The 21,607-nt window shown below is 34.6% G+C and carries 15 protein-coding genes; 3 read left to right on the forward strand and 12 right to left on the reverse strand.

All coding sequences use genetic code 11. The annotated features are described in order from the left end of the window. Positions 1-5: 5 nt before the first annotated feature. From BUB89_RS06545 to BUB89_RS06555, 3 genes are all read left to right on the forward strand, one after another. The gene (locus tag BUB89_RS06545; protein ID WP_073243236.1) at positions 6-2,483 is read left to right on the forward strand and encodes a Plug domain-containing protein; all 2,478 of its coding nucleotides are present in this window, start codon (positions 6-8) and stop codon (positions 2,481-2,483) included. A 100-nt stretch (positions 2,484-2,583) separates the two neighbouring features. Further along, the gene (locus BUB89_RS06550; RefSeq protein ID WP_073243238.1) at positions 2,584-4,188 is read left to right on the forward strand and encodes a family 43 glycosylhydrolase; all 1,605 of its coding nucleotides are present in this window, start codon (positions 2,584-2,586) and stop codon (positions 4,186-4,188) included. A 449-nt stretch (positions 4,189-4,637) separates the two neighbouring features. Beyond that, the gene (locus BUB89_RS06555) at positions 4,638-5,492 is read left to right on the forward strand and encodes a CvfB family protein (protein WP_073243240.1); all 855 of its coding nucleotides are present in this window, start codon (positions 4,638-4,640) and stop codon (positions 5,490-5,492) included. Positions 5,493-5,599: 107 nt separating this feature from the next. Here BUB89_RS06555 and BUB89_RS06560 read toward each other — a convergent pair whose 3' ends face one another. The 12 genes from BUB89_RS06560 to BUB89_RS06620 all read right to left on the reverse strand — a co-directional run bounded on the left by BUB89_RS06560 (position 5,600) and on the right by BUB89_RS06620 (position 21,539). After that, a complete protein-coding gene (locus tag BUB89_RS06560; RefSeq protein WP_073243242.1) occupies positions 5,600-6,151 on the reverse strand; it encodes an acyl-CoA thioesterase in 552 nt (183 codons plus the stop codon). Between the two features lie 28 nt (positions 6,152-6,179). Next, positions 6,180-7,622, reverse strand: coding sequence for a rubredoxin (locus BUB89_RS06565; protein WP_073243244.1), 1,443 nt, complete (start codon positions 7,620-7,622; stop codon positions 6,180-6,182). Between the two features lie 113 nt (positions 7,623-7,735). Further along, positions 7,736-11,254, reverse strand: a complete 3,519-nt coding sequence (locus tag BUB89_RS06570; protein WP_073243246.1) for a nitrate reductase — start codon at positions 11,252-11,254, stop codon at positions 7,736-7,738. An 853-nt stretch (positions 11,255-12,107) separates the two neighbouring features. Next, positions 12,108-12,566 carry a DUF305 domain-containing protein gene (locus tag BUB89_RS06575; protein WP_200806822.1) on the reverse strand — a complete coding sequence of 153 codons (459 nt, stop codon included), beginning with the start codon at positions 12,564-12,566 and terminating at the stop codon, positions 12,108-12,110. Between the two features lie 104 nt (positions 12,567-12,670). After that, positions 12,671-13,222: a dihydrofolate reductase family protein gene (locus tag BUB89_RS06580; RefSeq protein ID WP_073243248.1), complete on the reverse strand. Its 552-nt coding sequence runs from the start codon at positions 13,220-13,222 to the stop codon at positions 12,671-12,673. Between the two features lie 204 nt (positions 13,223-13,426). Further along, positions 13,427-14,503 (reverse strand): hypothetical protein, encoded by a 1,077-nt coding sequence (locus tag BUB89_RS06585; RefSeq protein WP_073243250.1) that lies wholly within the window; start codon positions 14,501-14,503, stop codon positions 13,427-13,429. Between the two features lie 186 nt (positions 14,504-14,689). Beyond that, the gene (locus BUB89_RS06590) at positions 14,690-15,040 is read right to left on the reverse strand and encodes a hypothetical protein (RefSeq protein WP_073243252.1); all 351 of its coding nucleotides are present in this window, start codon (positions 15,038-15,040) and stop codon (positions 14,690-14,692) included. A 533-nt stretch (positions 15,041-15,573) separates the two neighbouring features. After that, positions 15,574-16,395, reverse strand: coding sequence for an ABC transporter ATP-binding protein (locus tag BUB89_RS06600; protein ID WP_073243256.1), 822 nt, complete (start codon positions 16,393-16,395; stop codon positions 15,574-15,576). Between the two features lie 200 nt (positions 16,396-16,595). Beyond that, positions 16,596-17,435, reverse strand: coding sequence for an ABC transporter ATP-binding protein (locus tag BUB89_RS06605; protein ID WP_174799722.1), 840 nt, complete (start codon positions 17,433-17,435; stop codon positions 16,596-16,598). Between the two features lie 164 nt (positions 17,436-17,599). Then, complete coding sequence (locus BUB89_RS06610) at positions 17,600-18,688, reverse strand: ABC transporter permease (RefSeq protein WP_073243260.1); 1,089 nt, start codon at positions 18,686-18,688, stop codon at positions 17,600-17,602. A gap of 182 nt (positions 18,689-18,870) precedes the next feature. Continuing rightward, positions 18,871-20,247, reverse strand: coding sequence for a CmpA/NrtA family ABC transporter substrate-binding protein (locus BUB89_RS06615; protein WP_073243262.1), 1,377 nt, complete (start codon positions 20,245-20,247; stop codon positions 18,871-18,873). A 29-nt stretch (positions 20,248-20,276) separates the two neighbouring features. Beyond that, positions 20,277-21,539: an alginate export family protein gene (locus BUB89_RS06620; protein ID WP_073243264.1), complete on the reverse strand. Its 1,263-nt coding sequence runs from the start codon at positions 21,537-21,539 to the stop codon at positions 20,277-20,279. Positions 21,540-21,607: the final 68 nt, after the last annotated feature.

The following is a 21,607-nucleotide window of genomic DNA, read 5'->3' on the forward strand; positions in this document are numbered from 1 at the left end:
GGTGTATGCTTAAATTTTATTATAAAAATTGCCGTATTCTTAGTTTTTTATTTTTGATTTTGATGTCTGTTTGTTCGCAGGCACAGGATAGAAAAGATATTGATAATATTGAAAAAGTGTATCTGCATACTGATAGAAACACTTATTTTCTGGGTGAAGATTTATGGTACAAAGCTTATAATGTCAGAGCTTCTAATAATTTGCTTTTTGATAACAGTAATATTTTGTATGTCGAATTAATCTCGGCTGATTCTAAAATAATTGCCCGAAATAAAACCAATTTAGAAATGGGATTGGGACATGGCGACTTTCATTTGACCGACTCTCTTGGTGTAAAACCGGGAGTGTATCAGTTACGAGCTTATACGAATTGGAATCGGAATTTTGGATATGATTTTATATTCCAAAAAGATATTGAAATTATTGATGTGTTTGCTCCAAATGACAAACCGAAAACAACTAAAAGCATTCCTTTAGAATCTAAGACAGCTAAAAAAGAAGTAACAAAACCAAATCCTTTTCGCATTGATTTTTTCCCTGAAGGCGGATCGCTTTTAGAAAATGTAGCCAGTGTCGTCGGTTTTAAAGCGGTTGATAATAATGGAAAACCCATTACTATTAAAGGCGAAATCTATGATTCTAATAATGAATTGGTAACTGTTTTTGAAAGCGTTCACGATGGTATGGGAAAATTGCAAATGGTACCGATGGAAGGCAAAAGCTATTATGCAAAAATTAAAACTTCAACAGGATTAGAATTGCGTCAAGAGCTTCCTAGTGTTCTCAAACAAGGTTATTTAGTTAGTTTTAGAGCCATAAAAGCTAGAAATATTATTAGTATTAGTACAAATCAAGCTACTTTGGCACAAAATCCAAATGCAGTTTTAACAATAGTTTGCAAATCCAAAGGAATCTCGTATTTAGAAACTCCTCAAATGCTTACCGAAACAACAGTATCATTTGAATTACCAAAAGACAAAACTCCCAAAGGAATTAGTCAAATCACTTTATTCGACAATACAAACAAACCGCAAAGTGAACGTTTGGTTTATATTGAAAAAGAGCATGATTTAGAGGTTCAACTTTTGACGGATAGTGATACTTACGTACCTAATGAAAAGGCAATAGTATATGTTTCATCTAAATCAAAGACAGGTCTGGCTAAATCAGCCAGTTTTTCATTGAGTGTCACCGATACAAATGGGGTAGATAATGCCAATTTTGATTCTAACATCTGTTCCTATTTCCTGATGGAATCAGACATTAGGGGAAAAGTCTATCATCCTGCCTATTATTTTGATACTACAAATCTAAAACGATTAGAACATCTAGATAATTTATTGTTGACCCAAGGTTGGCGCGATTTTGTTTGGAAAACAACTCCAAAAATTGATGAAACTGCTAATTACAAAGCAGAAAAAGGAATTACAATTTCAGGTCGGGTAAAACAACTTTTTGCTGATAAGCCATTGGTAAATAATAATCTGACATTGGCTTTAATGAGTAAAAAGAATCGGAATATTTTTAATACTGTTACCGATACTATTGGTCGCTTTCAATTTGAAAACCTGATGTTTTCGGGGAAAACCAATATGTATTTGAATACCAGGGATGAAAAAGGAAAATTTAGAGGAGAAATAGTTTTGGACTCAATTGAGCAAGCTCCAATAGCTGTTAAATTTAAAAAAGAAATAATCGATTTTTCTGCTACAGATAATTTATTTGCTGATAATGTGTTGAAGAAATTTACCGCTTTTGGAGTAAAACCAGAGAATATTTTGAAAGAAGTTTTAATTAAATCCAAAAATAAATTTGTCCGACCAGTATTTTATGGAGTTCCTGACTTTAGTTATGTAGCTGATAAAAACACAAAGAATTTGACTACAATTTATGACGTTTTAGAGAAAGTTCCAAGTGTTTTAGTTGTTGATAGAGCGGTTAGTGTTATAGGTGCTAGTGTTGTGGGGGTACGTGACGAAACACCGGAAGGTAAACCTATACCTAAAAACACACCGCTAATTTTAATAGACGGTAGTCCAATGATAGATACTAGGGAATTAGATTGGATTTTGCCTACTGATGTCGAAAAAATAGATGTAATACAAAGTTCAATTGTTAAGGATTTATACATATTAGAAAATGAATCAGATGGTAGTGTTATTTCAATTTTTACAAATGGAAATAGAGGAAATAAACCTAAAAAAGATCCTTTTCATTCTATTAAACAAGAACTAGAAGGTTTTTATACTGCACGTGTTTTTTATATGCCGGATCCTGAAAAACCCAATGAAGAATTAGATAAAAAAGCAGCGGTAAGAAACACCATTTACTGGAATCCTTATGTGCATCCCGATAAAACAGGAAATGCCGCTGTAAATTATTTTAATACAAAGGTAGAAACCAAAGTAAAAGTAGCTCTGGAAGGGATCACCGGAGGCGGAATTCCTGTGGTTCGAAATGTTTTTTACACTATTAAAAAATAATTTTCAGGAGGTTTTTTCATTTTTTCGGGACACTACAGGATAATATTCTAATTATCCTCATTTATATTAGCCTTCTAAAAAGTTAATAACACTCCAAATTATGATAATAACAAATATTTTAAAGTCTGGCTGCAAACTAATTTTCATTGGATTAACATTGTTGTTTTCTTCAAATGAAATTGTAGCACAGTATAAAAACATCAAAAACGATGTTTTTTGGGATACTAAAGAAGGACTTCCTATTTATAGTCAGGGCGGCGGAGTATTCAGGTTTAAGGATCCTAAAACCGGAATTGATAAATACTACTGGTACGGTGTACATTATGAAGAAGCAGAGAAATATCGGAATGAGCCTGTAAAGAAATACGATCATTGTACTTTTAAATCGATAAGCTGTTATAGTTCGACTGATTTGGTAAATTGGACTTTTGAAGCTGATGTTTTTACAGATGAGAAAGCATTTCCTGAAGGGAGGAAAACATGGGTGGGACGTTTAGGAGTCGCTTTTGTAAAAGAAATGAATAAATACAGCCTTTTTGTCCAGCATGGTAATCAGGTACTTATTCTGCTTGCCGATTCACCTGTTTCAGAATTTTCATGGCATCAAAAAATAAATATGGAACCCATAATTGGTACATCCAATACAGGAGATCAAACCGTTTTTACCGATGATGACGGAAAATCCTATTTGGTTTATTCTTATGGTAAGGGACGTAACAAAATTTATGTTTCTGAAATAGGTATAAAAGAAGGTAAAGTAAATATTTTAGATTGTACACAAATTTTTAAGGGAGCCAGCAGGGAAGGGAATTGTATGTTTAAATACAAAAACAAATACTATATGGCGGCTTCAAATATCTATGGATGGGATTCTTCTTTTGCCTATTATTTAGTTTCAGATAATATCAGAGGACCTTATTTACCTGCAAATGAAATGGAAATTATGGATGGTTCTGCGGAGGATTATGCCCATGTAACCCAAACAGGATTTTTCTATACGATAAAACGTAATGGTAAAGAAACGGTTATTTATTGTGGTGATCGCTGGGCTGATTTTGCCGGTAATGGTTTAGGGTACAATCAATGGGTGCCGCTTTCTTTTGACGGACATAAGCCTTATTTTAATTCGTTAAGTTCATGGAATTTGGATGAAAAAACAGGGGATTGGACTGTTGGTGCCGATAATAATTATGTAAAAAATGGCAGTTTTGAAGCTGACAGAAATAAAATACCCAGTGATGTAAAGCCTGTTCAGGAACAATTATTAGGCTGGAAAACGGTGGCAATCAAAGGAAATCCTATTGCTGTAAAAAGCGAAATCTCGCCACAATTAAATTATTTTAATACTGAAGAGGATCGTAAAGAAGTGATAGGCGAAAAGAGTTTGAATATTTCAGATACAGTCGATTTTACAAGAGAAATTACACAACAAATCAGTTCATCTCCTTATGTAGCTTTAGAAGATGGCGTGTATAATTTGACTGCAGAAATCAAAAACAGTAAAGGTTTTAGCGAACTTAGAATGTTTGCCAATACTGGGAGTGTGGATTATAAAGTTACTATTGATAAAGAGAATGATTCGTGGACAAGTATTAGTATTCCGGATATTAAGATACAAAAAGGAAAAATTATCATTGGATTTTATGCTGATGGATCAGCTAATGCACAATGTTTGATAGATGATGTCACATTGGTAAAAAAATAAAAGTATCCCCGAATTACACGAAATAACACCAATTTGATATCATATATTTCACGAATCTGTCAAAGACAGAAAAAACTGGTGACTCTGATAATAATCGGTTAGTTCAACGCAAAAATCACAAAGTTTAAAAAAAAAATCGGTGTTAATCTGTTTAATCCGTTTAATCTGTGTGCCTTAAATTTGGGTTCTAAAATTAACCACAAAGTTTGCCACAAGTAAAAATAGCAATTAACCGCAGATTCGCAAATTATATAATCAGCGAATCTGCGGTTTGTTTTTTTCTAAAAGTTTAGAACTTATTGTAAAACTTTGCTGTTTATTTTTTCTTCACATTACTATAAATTTCAAGTTATTTGAAGGGAAAAAGAACTTTGCGCAACTTTGTCTCTCTTTGGGAAACTTTGCGTAATAATTTCTTAGTACCTTTGCGGCTTAGAAAATTGAATAAAATGCTTAAAATAGGAAAATACAATACCTTAACAATATTAAGAGATACGCAGGTAGGTTTATTTTTGGGGAATCCGGAAAAAGATCCTGAAGGAATTCACGATGTACTGCTGCCTAATAAATATGTCCCTAACGAATTTGAAATAGGTGAGGAGCTGATTGTTTTTGTGTATTTAGATCACGAACAACGTCCTGTAGCTACCACATTAGAACCTTATATTTTGTTGAATGAATTTGCGCTTTTGCGTGTAAATTATATCAATCAGGTGGGTGCTTTTATGGATTGGGGAATGGAAAAAGACATTCTGGTTCCATTCAAGGAGCAGGCCAGACCAATGGAAAAAGGAAAACGCTACTTGGTTTACCTGTATATGGACGAAAAAACCAACCGATTAGTTGCTTCAAGTAAGACGAATCAATTCCTTGACAACGAAACGCTTACGGTTGAAAACGGAGAGGAAGTTGAGTTGATTGTTTCGCATATTACTGAAATCGGGATTAATGTGATTATCAACGAGAAACACAAAGGTCTTTTGTATAAAGATGAGGTTTATGATGATAGTATCCGTACCGGTGACAGAATGCGTGGTTTTATAAAAAACATTCGACCTGACAACAAAATTGATGTTTCGTTACAAAAACAAGGATATGAAAATATCGAACCTAATGCCGAGAAAATTTTAGACGAATTAAGAGCGAGTCGCGGGTTTTTAAGATTAAATGATAATTCCCATCCGGAAGATATTAAAACAGTACTTAAGATGAGTAAAAAGACTTTTAAGAAAGCCATTGGAGCTTTATATAAAGAGAAGCTCATTGAGATTAAAGAAGACGGAATTTATCTGATTAAAGAATAAATGATACAAATACAAAAAGCACAGCATAACACTGTGCTTTTTGCGTTTTTAGATGTTGTTTACAGATTCGGATGTTTTAAAAAAGCAACCGGGTTTATAGCCAACATTTATTTTTCGAAATCTACTTTAACTTTGTAATTGTTAGCCTTTAAGATGGTTTCAATTGAACCAAAAGATGCAATCGTTTTTTGGTATTCTTTTTCTTTTTTCAACGCAATTTGTCTTAATGCATTTTGAAAACGACTCACTTCTTTAAGCGTAGTCAAAATCAAACCCGGAACAGCCACATTCATACCTGCTTTATCTTTGGCAACCATTGTGAAATAAGACGAATTACAATGTTTAATCACTCCTGTTTGAATGTTTTCAGCTTCTACCCGAATGCCTACCACCATAGAACTGTTTCCCACATAATTCACACTGGCTTTCATGGTAACTAATTCTCCCACTTCAATAGGTTTAAGAAAATTTACGGTATCTACAGAAGCGGTTACACAATAATTTCCTGAAAATTTAGAGCCACAGGCAAAGGCAATCTGATCCATTAAAGATAAAATATAACCACCATGGATTTTTCCACTGAAATTAGTGTGCGAAGGCAGCATTAATTCCGAGATTGTTATTTTAGAAGAATCAACAGTTTTATATTCGGTATCCATATTTATTTAATTTTAGTGATAGTGTGTTTTAGATGTCTTGTTTTTCAGCGGTTAAAAGTACAAAATTAGATTTGGGTGCTTCACATAAAGAACAACAATAGCTGTCTGGTAAATTTTCAAATAAAACACCTTTTTCGATGCCTTGAACCGTATCCCCATATTCTGAATTGTAAATCGTCAGACATTCAGAACATTGGTACATATCCTGTTCCTGTTTTTCTTTCTTAGCAGTTGTTGCTGAATTGTTTTCAACCAGCGTATTGTTACCTAATTCGTTAAAATATTTTTTACTCAGTTCGATAAGAATACCTGGTAATTCCAGTTTGTCAATATCTTGTGTATGAATGATATAATCACGAGTATTGGGGTCAAAATGTTTGGCATACAACACATTATAAGTATCCCGGATTTTGATGGACTCTAAATCTTTAGGCAAATTGTTTTTTTCGATAACAATAGAAGTAAAATAATGTCCTTCTCTGTTATAATCAGAAATTCCAAACGTTAATCCGTATGTACTAATGTCAAATTGATCCAGTGTTCGTACCAGAAAAGTTTTCAGGTTCAGAGACCATTCTGTTGCTACAGGCAAATGCCAGTTTAATTCTAAAAGAGAATGTCTTACATTGATTCCTTTTTTTCCAAGGAATTTCTCCCAGTCCAGTTTTCTTTCTTTGGGAATTCCTTTTATGATGAAGGATTTCCAGGAGGTAATGCATATTTTTCCAATTTTACAATCAAAACACAAATCGCACATTTCTTTTAGAAATTCCAAATCGTACAGATTATTCCTCCAGTACAATCCCAGCCAGTATTGATCAATTCCCAGTCTGTTCATTCCTTCATAATAAGGAAACGGATAAAAAGGAACATTAAGTGCTTTGTCGATAGTTCGGTTATTGGTATCCAAATTTTCACTGACAAGATTAAAAATCATGTCAATTCCGATGGATTCTTCGCTAACAATGCGCTCAATTTCATAATAAATTTTAGCAATATCCCAGCTGTAAATTAATACCGGATAGACTTCCATACGCTGCCAGTTAGGCAAACGAATGTACAAATACCAATAATCTTCATGCTCAGAAGCTATAAAATTTATATGACCCGTAAACAAAGGAACCAGCTGTTGTTTAGGATCCGTTATATTTACTTTTAAAGCAGGCTGATCTTTAAATTGTTCTAATACATACAAGAATTTATTGCCTGTTAACCAGGCTGTATTTCTAAAAATATCAGTAGAAACATAAGAGGAAACAATATTATTGCCGCTCTGTTCATCAGGGTATACAATATGAAATTTACCATTATTTTCTGTTTCCGAATATTCAAACCCATTTGGGAAAATAATATCCTGTCTGGAACCAAAAGAAATGGTTTTAAGTCCTTGTGCCAAGCTCATGTTGACAATGCTACGTAATTCACCTGGCGAAAGAACGCCTCCTTTTACTATTAATCGGGTTAATTCCATGTTCTTGTTTTTTAGTCCTTAGTACTCAGTACTTAGTTGTTAGTGCCTAGTCCTTAGTTTTTAGTCCTTAGTAGTTTGAAAAACTAGGGACCAGGTACTAAGGACTCTTCAACTTATTTACACTTTGCTAATATTTCTTTTACTTCCGTTTTACAGCTTCCGCAACCTAAACCGGCTCCGGTTGATTTGCATAATTCGGTAAAATTAGTGGTTCCGGTTTTGATAGCTTCTTCAATATTCCCGCTTCCTACCTGACTGCACGAGCAAACTAATTTACCCACGACAGGCTTTGCCGCAGCGCTGCTTCCTCTTAATAGTTGGTTTCGTTTGTTTGACAATTCAATTTTGCTTTCGATCATGGTTTTGAATTCGGCAAATTCATTTTTGTCACCCATTAAAATAGCACCTACTAACAAATCGTCTTTAACGATACATTTTTTGTAATACCGTTTCTTTAAATCGGCAAATACAATTTCTTCATAATTGTCATCATTTTCAGGAATAGCCAGTTCGCCAATGCTGCAAAGATTGATATCCTCCAATTTCAGAATATTCATCAATACCGAACCTTTGTAATAACTGCTGATGTCGCCTGCTAAATAATTAGCCAGAGTATCAGCCTGTTCTTCAGCAGCCGATGTAATTCCGAATAGCTTTCCATTAAATTCAGCTATTTCCCCAATGGCAAAAACATCCGGATTCGAGGTTTGCAAATATTGATTTACTTTAACGCCACGTCCGCAGGCAATTCCGGATTCTTTAGCAATTTCTATATTCGGGATGGTTCCAATGGCGTACACAATAGCGTTTGCCGTTAATATTCGACCACTTTTTAATGCGATTTCAAGTTCGTTATCATTATCCGATTCAAAAACAGTGCTGACTTCATTATCAAAATAAATCTGAATATCCCGAAGCTGTACTTCTTCAGCTAACAATTTACAGGAAATTCGGTCTAATTGACGTTCCATTAATCGGGACGCTCTTTGAATAATAGTAATTTTTACTTTTTTATGTTTTAAGGCTGCGGCCAATTCTAATCCTAATAAACCACCACCTACAATGACAACATGCTGTTCTTCAGGAGCTAAATTAGTCTGATCTAAATAGTTTTTTAACTTGTCAGCGTCTTCTTTTTTACGCATTGTAAAACGTCCCGGAAGATGCAACTGAGCGTTTTCAGGAACAAAAGGACGGCTTCCTGTTGCCAGAATTAAGTTGTCAAAAGTGTGGGTTGTACCACTGCTGTCTGTGATGATTTTAGCAGTAGTATTGATATTTTCGATTCCTACAGAGGATTTTAAGGTGATATTTAGTTTTGTTAAAACATCTTCATTTCTTATTTTTAATAAACTTTCCCAGGTCAATTCATTGGTTACATATTCCGGCAAAAGCACCCGATTGTAAAACGGATTAGCCTCATTTGAAAAAACAATAATTTCATCGGTGGTATTGAGTTCTCTGTAATTTTGAATAAATCGGAAAGCGGCAGCTCCGGCACCTACAATAGCAATTTTCTGAAATGGTTTTTCGTATTTTTTTACTTTAACAGCAGTAAATTTAAAATCTGGTTCTTTAGAAACAGGATCGACAACCGTATTGGTCAAGTTATTGGCTCTGTTTAAGTCATTTTCTAATTGTTTTCCCCAGTGCATTGGTAAAAAAACAACGCCTTCCTTGATGGTATCGGTAACATTGGCTTTGACCCTGACTTCTCCGTTTTTACTGCTTACTACCACAATATCACCATTTTCAATCCCGGTTTTAAAAGCATCAATAGGATTGATTTCTAATAAAGGATTCGGAATATGAGAAAGTAAACGTGCTACTTTTCCTGTTTTAGTCATTGTATGCCATTGATCTCTGATGCGACCTGTGGTAAGGATAAAAGGAAATTTATCGTTTGGTTTTTCAGAGGTATTTTCAATAACAGCAGGCAGGTTAAAAATGGCTTTCTGAGACGGAGTATAGAATTTTTTGTCGGTAAAAAGGCGAGGTGTTCCCGGATGTCCGTAATCAGGAACCGGCCATTGAAAAGTACCTTCGTATTTTAATCGGTTGTAGTTCAGGTAGGAAATGTCAATATTTGTGTTTTTGGTCATTTGGCAATACTCCTTGTAAACTTCTTCGGCGGTATTAAAATTAAAACCACTGAATCCCATTTTTTTTGCAAAACGACACAGAATTTCAACATCCGAAAGCGCTTCTCCGGGAGCATTTATTCCTTTAGGTAAATACGAAATTCGTCTTTCCGAATTGGTCATGGTTCCTTCTTTCTCTAACCATCCGGCAGCAGGAAGCAGTAAATCGGCAAATTTTGCAGTATCGGAGTTGTGTGATATCTCCTGCACAACAACAAATTTGGCGTTTTGCAAGGCTTTTTCGACTCTTCGGGAATCAGGTAAACTCACCATTGGGTTGGTACAAATAATCCAAACGGCTTTCATTTTTCCAGATTCTAAAGCATCAAACATTTCTGTTGCTGTCAATCCCGGTTTTTCGGAAATACTGTCAACACCCCAAAAATCAGCCACTTCCTGACGGTGTTCCGGATTAGCGAGTTCTCTGTGTACAGCAAGCAAATTAGCCATTCCGCCCACTTCGCGTCCACCCATAGCATTAGGTTGCCCTGTTAATGAAAAAGGTCCTGAACCCGGTTTTCCTACATGTCCGGTTAATAAAGAGATATTGAGCAAGGCAGTGTTTTTATCCACTCCCACAGCACTTTGATTTAATCCCATGGCCCAAAGAGACAGGAAACCTTCGGCTTTACCTATTAAATCAACTGCCATATCAATTTCCTTAATGGAAATTCCGCACAATTGAGAAGCTTTTTCTAATGAAGTTCCCAATACCAAATCCTTATAAGCATTAAAGTTTTCGGTATGGTTTTTTATAAAATTATTGTCGGTGTATCCTTTTTCTATAATTCTTTTGGCTAAAGCATGGTATAAAATAATATCGCTTCCGGGAAGAATTTGCAAATGTAAATCGGCCGTTAAAGCCGTATCTGTTTTTCGGGGATCAATGACGATGACTTTTACTTTCGGGTTTTTCTCGCGGTGTTGCTCTAAACGTCTGAACAGGATAGGGTGACACCAGGCAGGATTGGCTCCTGTAATTAAGAAAGTATCAGCCAGTTCAATATCGTCATACGCAATAGGCACGGAGTCTTCACCAAAGGTTTTTTTATAACCCGCAACAGCCGAACTCATACAAAGGCGTGAATTAGTATCGATGTTATTGGTTTTCAAAAATCCTTTTACCAGCTTGTTTACCAAATAATATTCTTCGGTTAAGCATTGTCCGGAGATATAAAATCCCACACTGTCAGGTCCGTGTTTTTTTATTATCGAAGAAAACACCGCTGCTGCACGATCCAGTCCTTCGTCCCAGCTCACGCGTTCCATCGGATGTGATTTGCTCCATCGCATTTCAGGATAAAGGATTCTGTCAGAAATATCATTAGCTACATAATGCAGGTTCATTCCTTTTGAACACAGCATTCCTCTGTTTACAGGGTGATCCTGATCTCCTTTTACCGTCACTCCATTGCTGGGATCTTTGCTGACAATGATTCCGCATCCTACTCCACAATACGAACACGTAGTTTTGATTTCTGAATTTTGCATTAGCCTCTGTATTTTTTTATTGCGAAATCTCTTTTCAAGTATAATGGTACTTTTGAAATGTAAAAGTAAGTATTAATTAAGTATAAATACGTATTTTCATGTGTTAATTTTATCACTTTGATGAAATGACAAAAGAAGTCTAAAATAATGTTATTTCTCTTTTTTTTAGGCAAAAAAACATCCATTAATTCAAAAAAATAATTAGACTGAATGCCGTGTTTTCTGATTCGATACCATAAAAAGGGGAGAAGCAGCAGTGGTAGATGGTTAGATTTTGAAGAAATTATTGAAATAAATAGAGAAAACCCGTTTAAAATAAATTAAGCGGGTCTAAGAGTTGATTTATATTTATAAAAGAAAACCCGGTGGGTGTAATTAGTTTTTGATGCTAATTTTTCGTCAGTTCGAGTGATCCCGCTTTTGGGCGGGATTGTATCGAGAACAAGAAAAATTTCAGTTAAAAACGGTTCTCGATACATTTTTTGTTTCGTTATACTGCACAAAAAACACTCGAACTGACGTTTTTATAATTGCACCCGACGGTTTATATTTATTAAAAAAATAGATTTTCTGTTCTCTGTCTCTAAAGGGCAATGTCATTTAAGCTAAGCGAATTTTGTGTCATTTCGACAAAGGAGAAATCACATAACGCGAGCAGCTAGTGAGATTCCTCATTCTTCGGAATGACAAAACAAGGTGTATCTATCCTTAACTTAATGACATTGCTCTAAAGGGTGGAAAATTTATTCAAAATTCATCAAAATTACACACTTTAGGGTTCTGCGGAATTAATTTTGATGAATTTTAAGCAGGTATGAATTATTTTAGAATAAACAAATAACGCCTTTGTTGCTTATTTCATTCTTTTTAAGATCAATTTCATTTGGCTGATTTCTTCTTCCTGAGATTTTATAATACTATCCGAAAGCTGGCGGACTTCAGGATCTCGGATATTAGCATTTTTACTAGTCAGAATGGCAGAAGAGTGGTGCGGAATCATCGCTTTCATATATTGTGCATCACTGATAAAAGCCTGGCTTCGTAAAGCTGTCAACGCAAAAACAAAAACAACAATCGCCGAAACGGAAATTATTTTATTGGTTTTTTTATCAGGATACATCGCAGGCATCAGTAAAAGCATCAGCAAAGCCATAGGAGTAACCATTAATAGTGACATATAAGTTCTGGTATAGCTAAAATAGATGTGATTTAGTTTGTCGACATTTAAAAACATCACAGCGTACATGATTATAAAAGAAATGATTAACATTAAAAGCATTTTTTTATAGTTTGATTGCCCCATATTTTCCATAATTTCATTATTTTAAATTCACTGAAAGTTAGGAGATTCAACGCAGTTTTATTTATCCAAATACTTAAAATGTGTGCTTTTTTGAAATGTCGCTGTTTTTTAACTTATTGTTTTATAGGCTCATAATACAGAATGATGGCACCTGAAGTAAAGGTTTTGGTTTTTAAAAGTTTAAAAATGGTCTGGTTTTTTATTTTGTCGAATAGAGGAAGTCCTTTTCCTTCGATCATCGGGTGAATGCAAATTTGGAACTCATCAATCAAATTAAGGTTCAACAGCTGAATAATCAAACTCCTGCTTCCCACTAAAATGTCTTTGTCTGCTTGCTGCTTGAGTGCTGAAACTTCCTTTTCAATTTCGTTTGAAGCAAGTGTTGCTGTGTTCCAATCGGTATTTTTTAAGGTATTCGAAAAAACAATTTTAGGAATTCTGTCAATAGCCACAGCAAAATCGTCCATTGATTTTTCATCGGAAGGATTTATTAAGAGTGTTTGCCAGTACTGCATCAGTTGGTAAGTAGTACGACCATATAATATAACTCCTGCCTGATCTAAAAGTTCCTCATAATGCTTGTGTAAAGCTTCATCAGGAATCCCTGCGGTATGGTCACAAATCCCGTCAAGGGTCATGTTGATGGCTGCAATTACTTTTTTCATGGTTTTCAAATTAAAATATAGACTAAAATAATAATTTAAATGGCATTTTTCATTCGTTTGTTTTTTCAGAATAATAATTGTGAAATTTTATTTCGAATTAAGAATAAAACAATCAAAATCATTTAATGTAATTATGTTAGTTTTTGATTCAATATATTTTTGTTTTTTATATTTTAAAACTATTTAGGACGAGACAATTTAAATTTATATATTTTTAATTCTTTGAAGCTGGTCTTGAACACTTGTTTTTTCTTCTGATCGGGCACTTAAAAAACTCTGAATTATTTTCCAACAATCATCAAAATTTTCGAGCATTTTTTCTGTAAATGTTATTGTTGCGATTTCAAATAATGCAAAATATTCGTTTCGCTTTTCCATTTCTTTATGCCATTTTTGACTCAATTCTGCGTTTACCTCTAATTGTTTATCCTTATAACCTTTTACACTCATATGCGACGAAGATGGACTTATTTCAAATCCAATATATTGTTGAGTATGTTGATTAAGAATTGTAAAATCTAATCTATATTTATGTTGTTTTTCTAATCCCGCATACCTAACTTCAGGAATTAGAAATGGCTCTGAAAATACGTTATATGATGATTTTAGGTATTCAATATATCTTTCACAAATTTGTTTTTCATATTTAGAATTTGAAAGTTGTTTAAATATAGATAGATATATGCTTTCAAACTGATCTAATGATTTTATTATAAAAGGTTTGCTGCGCAAATTATCAATTAACCCCTCATGAAATACATGACCAATTGTCCAATATTCGTAGTTAGCTCTCCTAATCTCACTCTTGTCAATAACCCATTTTTCATCAGTATATTTTGGTGCTATCAATAATCCAAAAATGACGTTATACCCAAACCAAACGCTCCATAATTGTTCATCCGGCTTTAGTCTTGTTCTCGCTCTAAGATTACGATAAAAATTTCGTTCTAAAAAAAGTCTTACAAATCCTTCTAATTCTGAATCTTTCATCAATATTGCATTGTGGTTATTCTGTGAACCATATTTTAATCTTTGCTCATATTGATTAATAACACCTTTCAACCATTGTCCATAAAAATCATTAAAATCAGTAAATTGAGTCATTACACTATCCACATATATATTATTCTTTCCACCAAATAATCCGTTAAATCGTTGAAAGGAATAATAATCGTAGTTTAATCTTATTCTTAATTTCTCTAATATATAATCTTGTCTAGCTCGAATTTCATTTGTTAAATCCGATTCAATTTCATCTAATATATCTTGATTCATTTTCATTTTTAAAGTTTTAAGAATTGAAATTTAGGTATGTGCATTAAAATAAAATTCAGTATACTATTCTGTAGCTTGGCGCTAACGATAAAGTGCTTGGCCTACTTAATTAGCAGATTAGGCGGCTCTTTTTTATTGATTCGCACAACACAAAAATAAAAATATTTCTTACACATAAAAGCAATTCTATTTTTAATTTACGACATCACTAATCCTAAAACAGCGTTCAGTTCCCAGATACAAAGGATCACCATGTTTTTCAGACCAAAAACCATCTAATAAATCCTTAGAAATGCAGCGATAGACTACCACACCTTTGAAAGTTTTGTTGTCTTCTCCTTGGTATTTAAAGTTAATCACCAGAATATTATCTCTAAAGAAGCCGTTGCCGGTTTGAACCTGTTCGTTATTGATGAACCATTGGGCTTTAATTCTTTTATTGTGATCTAAACTTAAAGAAAGTGTTCCTTTGTAAGTATGGTCTTCGGCATCTTGATTGCTTCCTGTAATTTGGAATTTTCCCACCAGGTCTTCGATAGTCATGTTTTTTTGAAATTTATTGGTTACAGAAATAGTAAAACGTAGTCTGCCACGAATTCACAAATTACAGAAATTATATTCGTGAATTCGTGGCATTTTAAACTAAATTAATTTGCGAATTTGCGGTTCTTATTTCTTGCAAGAATACTAATTTCATTTGTAAAAAAGCATAAAAAAAGCCGAAGTTTTGAGGCTTCGGCTTTTAGAGTAAAAATAATTAAAGTAAGATTGTGGGGCAATTTTTATTTTGTCTTTTTCAAAATGAGTATTTATAATTTTCTTTTTTGCTTGATCAAAAAAGAAACAAAAAAATCAAGTCTTGCGCTTCCTCATCGGTCAAATAAGTTTTCAAATACTAAAAGAAAAGAACTCGCTACGCTCAAACAGCTTTTCTTTTTACGTATTTTTCAAACATTTGACGCTCGACTGCGGAAGCTAAGGACAGTTGTTAGTAGCGAGAACCCCTTTTTAACTGAAAGTTCCCGATACTGTTTTACAATTTTTCTTAGGGTAAATTTCAGGCGAATGTCTTTATATTAATGTTCCAGAAAATTAATTAAATGCTCTCTGTTGTCATAATAAGTAGCATGTTCCAGAATTGCTTTTCTATTTCGGGGTCTTTCGTAATTAATGTCTAAGATATCACCAATTTGCGCTCTTGGACCCGAAGTCATCATGATCACACGATCAGCAAGGAAAATAGACTCATCCACATCATGCGTAATCATGATTCCCGTAGTTTTTTCTTTGTTTAAAACCTCTAATAAAACGTCTTGTAACTCGCCACGGGTCAGGGAATCCAGCATCCCAAAAGGTTCGTCAAGCAACAATATTTGTGGCTTTAAGGCTAAGGCTCTGGCAATACCAACTCTTTGTTTCATTCCTTGCGAGAGGTCTTTGGCTTTCTTGTCAAAGGCACCGTCAAGTCCCACTTTGCTCAGATAATATTTGCATATATCCTGACGTTGTTTTTTAGTGGCATAGGCAAAAACTTTGTCAACTCCCAGTGCTACATTTTCTAAGGCTGACATCCAGGGTAACAAACTAGGGGACTGAAAGATAATTCCTCTGTCGGGTCCGGGACCTGAAATAGGGGAGCCATTTAGTACAATTTGTCCTCCAGTAATAGGATTTAATCCTGCAATCATCGAAAGTAATGTCGTTTTTCCACATCCGGAATGACCTATGATCGAAATAAATTCTCCTTCTTTGACTTTGAGATTTAGATTTTCTAATACTACAAAATCTCCTTGAGGCGTGGGATATACTTTTTTCAGGTTGTTTATCTCCAACATGTATTTTTCAAATCCTGCCGGATCATGGGGTATGTGCTGTGTTTTTTCTATCGTTGCTGTCATGATGTTTTTCTTTAAAAAGGTTACATATAAGTCATTAGCTTATTTGTGTCACACTGAGCTTGTCGAAGTGTTTTTTACTATCTAAAAGGAGTCTTCGACAGGCTCAGACTGACAGCAAAAAATATATTAGGACTTAAACATGCTCTACGTTTTATTCAGGTTTTAGCTTTTTAGCTTTAATCACTTTTATATTTAAAAAATTAACTGAATTGCATCGGCACTAAATCCGGTAATTCATAGGTGCTGACTTCCATTCCGGCAGTTCTTTCGGCACCTATTTCCATTAGGTATTCGATGATTCCGTTTCTTAATTTTTTAAAATTGTCATTGTGATTCAAATCGATTTTGTTTCGTGGTCTGTCAATTTTAATGTCAAATTCAGGTCCCAGAGTCGCTTTTGGCCCCGGACGAAGCGGAATCACTTTGTCAGCCATAAAAACACCTTCGTCTACATCATTTGTAATCAGTAAGGCAGTACGTTTGTCTTCGCTCCAGATATTCAGAATTTCTTCCTGCAAATTACCTCTGGTCAGTGCATCCAAAGCTCCTAAAGGCTCGTCCATCAGAATCAGCTCCGGTCTCATCGCTAAGGTTCTGGCTACAGCCACCCGCTGACGCATTCCGCCTGAAAGTTCTTTTGGTTTTTTATGTGCAGCATGCGAAAGATTTACTTTGGCAATAAAACCATTCACATGTTCTTCAATTTCTTTTGCTTTCCAGTCCGGAAAAACTGTTTTTACTGCCATGGCAATATTATCATAAACAGTTAACCACGGAAGTAAAGAGTAGTTTTGAAATATAATTCCGCGCTCGTGGCTGGTTCCCTGAATGGGTTTTCCTTTGAATAATACCTGACCGGAATCCGGTTCTATTAATCCTGCAATCAAATTGATCAACGTAGTTTTGCCACTTCCTGTAAAACCTACGATGGCTACAAACTCACCTTCTTCAATTTTTAAATTGATATTTTTTAATACTTCGGTTTTGTTTTTGCCTTCACCGTATGATTTGCAAACATTTTTAAGTTCTAAATAAGCCATGATTTTTTATTTTTTAAGCTACTAAGTTTCTAAGATTCTGAGTTACAAAGTTTTTTTAACTCTTATTCTCTTAAATGTCTAGTATCTTTAATTTATTATTTAGTCATTGAAATTCAGTTAAGTATCTAAGTTTCTTAGCATCTTAGTTACTTAGCAACTTCTTGTTAGTCATTAAAGGTTAGCAACTTTTGGAAAATCATCATGATTCTGTCCAGCATGAATCCGATAAGTCCGATCACAAACATGGCTACAATAATTTTCGAATTAGAATCGCTGGAACCATTTTGGAATTCTTCCCATACAAAAGAACCTAATCCCGGGCTTTGCGCCAATAATTCAATGGCAATCAATACCATCCACGCCACCGAAAGGGTGATTCTTAATCCTGTGAAAATCATTGGGAAAGAAGAAGGAAGGATGATTTTGAAAATCTTGCTGTAGGTTCCCAGTTGCAATACTCTGGCAACATTAATATAGTCCTTGTCTACAGAGGAAACTCCGGCACTGGTGTTGACTAAAGTGGCCCACATAGAACACAATCCCACACTGATAAACGAAATAACAAATGATTTTTCGACATCTACATTAGCTAAAACTGTTTTTACAATCATAGAAACCAGTAACAACCAGACTACAGGAGAAACCGGTTTGAAAATTTGAACAATCCAGTTGAAAGATGTTCGCAATGTCTCGCTTAATCCCAGTACAATCCCCATTGGGACAGCAATAATTACCGATAATAAAAATCCGGCAAAAACGGTTTTTAAACTCGTTTGTATCTGGTCAATAAAAGAAGGTCTTCCGGTATACACAATTTCCGATTCGCCTTTAGCAGCGCGTTCTTCGTTGATGCTGGCATACTGACTGATGAAGTCGTCTTTTTTAGCGGTCATAATTAAGTGATCATCCCATAATTTTCCTAAAGCACCCAGCACCATTACCGGAGAAGGTAAAGAATTAGGTCTGCAGCTGATATCACCTGAAGCAATACATTCTTCCAACTTTTTAGCCGCTTCCGGACCCTGGTCTTTTAAAGCTTTTTCAATTTTTATTTCTGATTCTACATTATTTAAATAATTAGAAAATGATTGCCATAACAGGATAAAAAGAAAAACAGAAAGTAAAGGAATAAAGATTCTCTTGAATACATCTTTCGCATTTTTTTTCACTTCTTCACCTGCAATCATTCGAATTAGCGGTTCTAAATAACCTAATCCCATAAATTTCACAGTTTTTATTGTCATTGTCTTCATAATACTTATATTTTATAATGTTGGTTTAAAAGAGATTAAAAAAGTATGATTTCGTAAAATCCTTTTTAAGCTTTTTAATAAAGAAATAAAGTGTTGAGTTTTAATTTCCAGAGACTCCGTATTTTTAGTTTTTTAAGAAGCAGAGGATGCTTTGAATCACATCCTCTGCTTTTTATTTTTAATTAGTTTTTGTTACCAATTTTCATGCTTTTGATGTATTCCAATGGTTTTTTACCATCATAAGTCAATCCATCAATAAATTCACTAGTAGCTGGCTTGTAACCGTCTGTTGTTGGGATATCAGCCTGATCTAAGTTACCTTCTTTAACCAGTAATTCAGCTGCTTTAGTCCAAATTTCAGGTTTGTAAACTTCTTTGATTTTAGAAGCATACCAGTCTGCCGGTTGCGCTTCAGTAATTTGTCCCCAACGTCTCATTTGAGTCATATACCAGATACCGTCAGAGTAGAATGGGTAAGTAGCATTGTATTTAAAGAATACGTTAAAGTCTGGTTCGTCACGTTTATCGCCTTTTTCATATTCAAATGTACCCGTCATTGAGTTTTTCAAAACATTTTCGTCAGCACCTACATAAGCCGGACTTGATAATATTTTTACTGCTTCCGCTCTGTTTTTTGGATCATCTAACCATTTACCGGCTCTGATTAATGCTTTAGTAATAGCAATGGCAGTATTTGGATTTTTCTTGATAAAAGCTTCTGTCATAACGAATACTTTTTCCGGATGATTTTTCCAGATATCGCTACTTGTAATTACCGGAACACCAATACCTTTAGCAACTGCTTGCTGGTTCCAAGGTTCCCCTACACAGTATCCGTTGATTGTTCCTGCTTCAAGCGTAGCCGGCATTTGTGGCGGAGGTGTTACTGAAAGCAATACATCTGAGTTGATGTTTCCCTGTACATTGTCTTTAGTATATTGTCCAGGATTAATTCCTCCTGCTGCAAGCCAGTATCTTAATTGGTAGTTGTGTGTAGAAACCGGGAATACCATACCCATTTTGAATGGTTTGTTAGCATTTTTGTAGTCTTTAATTACAGGTAATAAAGCACTGGCGCTAATAGGATGTACCGGTTTTCCGTCTTTCAAAGGAATACTTGGTTTCATTTTTGACCAGACATCATTAGAAACTGTGATGGCATTTCCGTTTAAATCCATAGAGAAAGTAGTTACTAATTTAGCTTGTCTTCCAAAACCTACTGCTGCTGCAATGGGTTGACCTGCCAGCATGTGCGAACCGTCAATTTGTTCGTCAATTACACGGTCTAAAACATTTTTCCAGTTAGATTGTGCTTCCAGTGTTACAAATAAACCTTCGTCTTCAAAGAATCCTTTTTCTTTGGCTATAGCCAATGGAGCCATATCAGTCAGTTTAATGAAACCCAATGTTACTTGTGGTTTTTCTAAAGCTAATTTTTCAGTTTTAGAAGCAGAAGCCGTTTCAGCTTCGCCAGCTTCTTTTTTAACTTCTTTTTTACAGCTAACAACACTCAGGGTTGTTAAAAGAATCATCGATAATCTTAATGCTATTTTTTTCATTTGAAATGTTTCTTAAGTTATGGTTTCAATTATTTTTTTACAGAGAATATTTGTGGGTTGATGTTTACCATTAAGTAAGCCCAGTTGTTTGCAGTATCTTTTAAACCGGTTCCTCCTTTAAGCGCAACCATAGATTCTGTGGCAAACATTTGAGAATATCCGGCAACAACTGTAATGTCTTTGCTTGCTTTGTAAACTGCAGTTAGATCAATTTCAGTTCCTAAGTATTTATCATCAGTTGCTGCCAATTCATTTGCAGTATAAAATAAATGAGGAGCAACAGACAGGTTTACTTTTTTGATAGGGAAATCTAATTTTAGAGTAACATCTTGTAAACCAACAGAGTTAGCGTGGTTTCCTACGTAGAAATAATCCATAAAACCATTGAAAGCGTGGTTAGTACCAAATACAGGGTTGAAAGATTTAACCATTGTCGAAGTAGCGGTTTGGTCTTTTCCGGATAAGAATTCATATCCTAAAGTTGCTTTGAATTTTGGAGCAAAAGCATATCCTAAATTAGCAGCTGTTTCCCAAGCGGAAACTTTGTTAGCACCAATTTTTCCGGTTTGTCCGTAGAAACTAAAATCGAATGTTAGTTTTTTACCGGCATAATTCAGATATGTTCCTAAGGTTTGAGAATAACTGGTTTCTATTTCTGAAGGTGATTTTTGATATTCTCTTCCAAGATTTAAAGCTAATAAACTAACACCTAATTTTTTAATACTGGTATGGTACCAGGCATATTGCATGTCTTTAAAATCGGTTGCAAATGGGGTAGAAGGAGCAACTTTAGCTTCCGAATCAGCATTTAAACCAAATCCTAAGTCTAATTGGCTTTTTTCTCCTTTGTATTTGATTAAAGCAGCATCAAAACTACGTCCCTGATTGGCCCAGTCTAATCCTCCAATAATTCTTTGGTTATCATAAGAAAGCATCTGACGACCTACTTTTGTGCTCCATTTATCAGTAAAACTGTATTGAGCCCATCCTTCATAAAGTGCCACTCCGTTTTTATCAGTTGACATATTTCCAAGAGTATTTACATTTCCCCAGGTACGTATATTTTGCAAAGCTACTTTTACTTTTAACTTGCTGTCTCCGTAATTAAGGTTGATTCGGGTACGTTGCCCTACAAATGAGGTATGGCTTGTTGTAGGTGTTAATAAAGTTCCAAAACCGTTAGTGTATTCATATCGGGGTCTGATCTGAATATCCGAACTAAATTCCTGAGCCATCGCTCCGGTGCCTATAAGCCCAATTAATGATAAAGAAAGTGTTTTGATTAATTTCATGATTATTAGGTTTTAAAATTGTTTTGTTAATTATTACACTGCAAACATACTTACGTAATTGTACTTAT

It is taken from the genome of Flavobacterium flevense (assembly GCF_900142775.1).
Taxonomy (GTDB): Bacteria; Bacteroidota; Bacteroidia; order Flavobacteriales; family Flavobacteriaceae; genus Flavobacterium; species Flavobacterium flevense.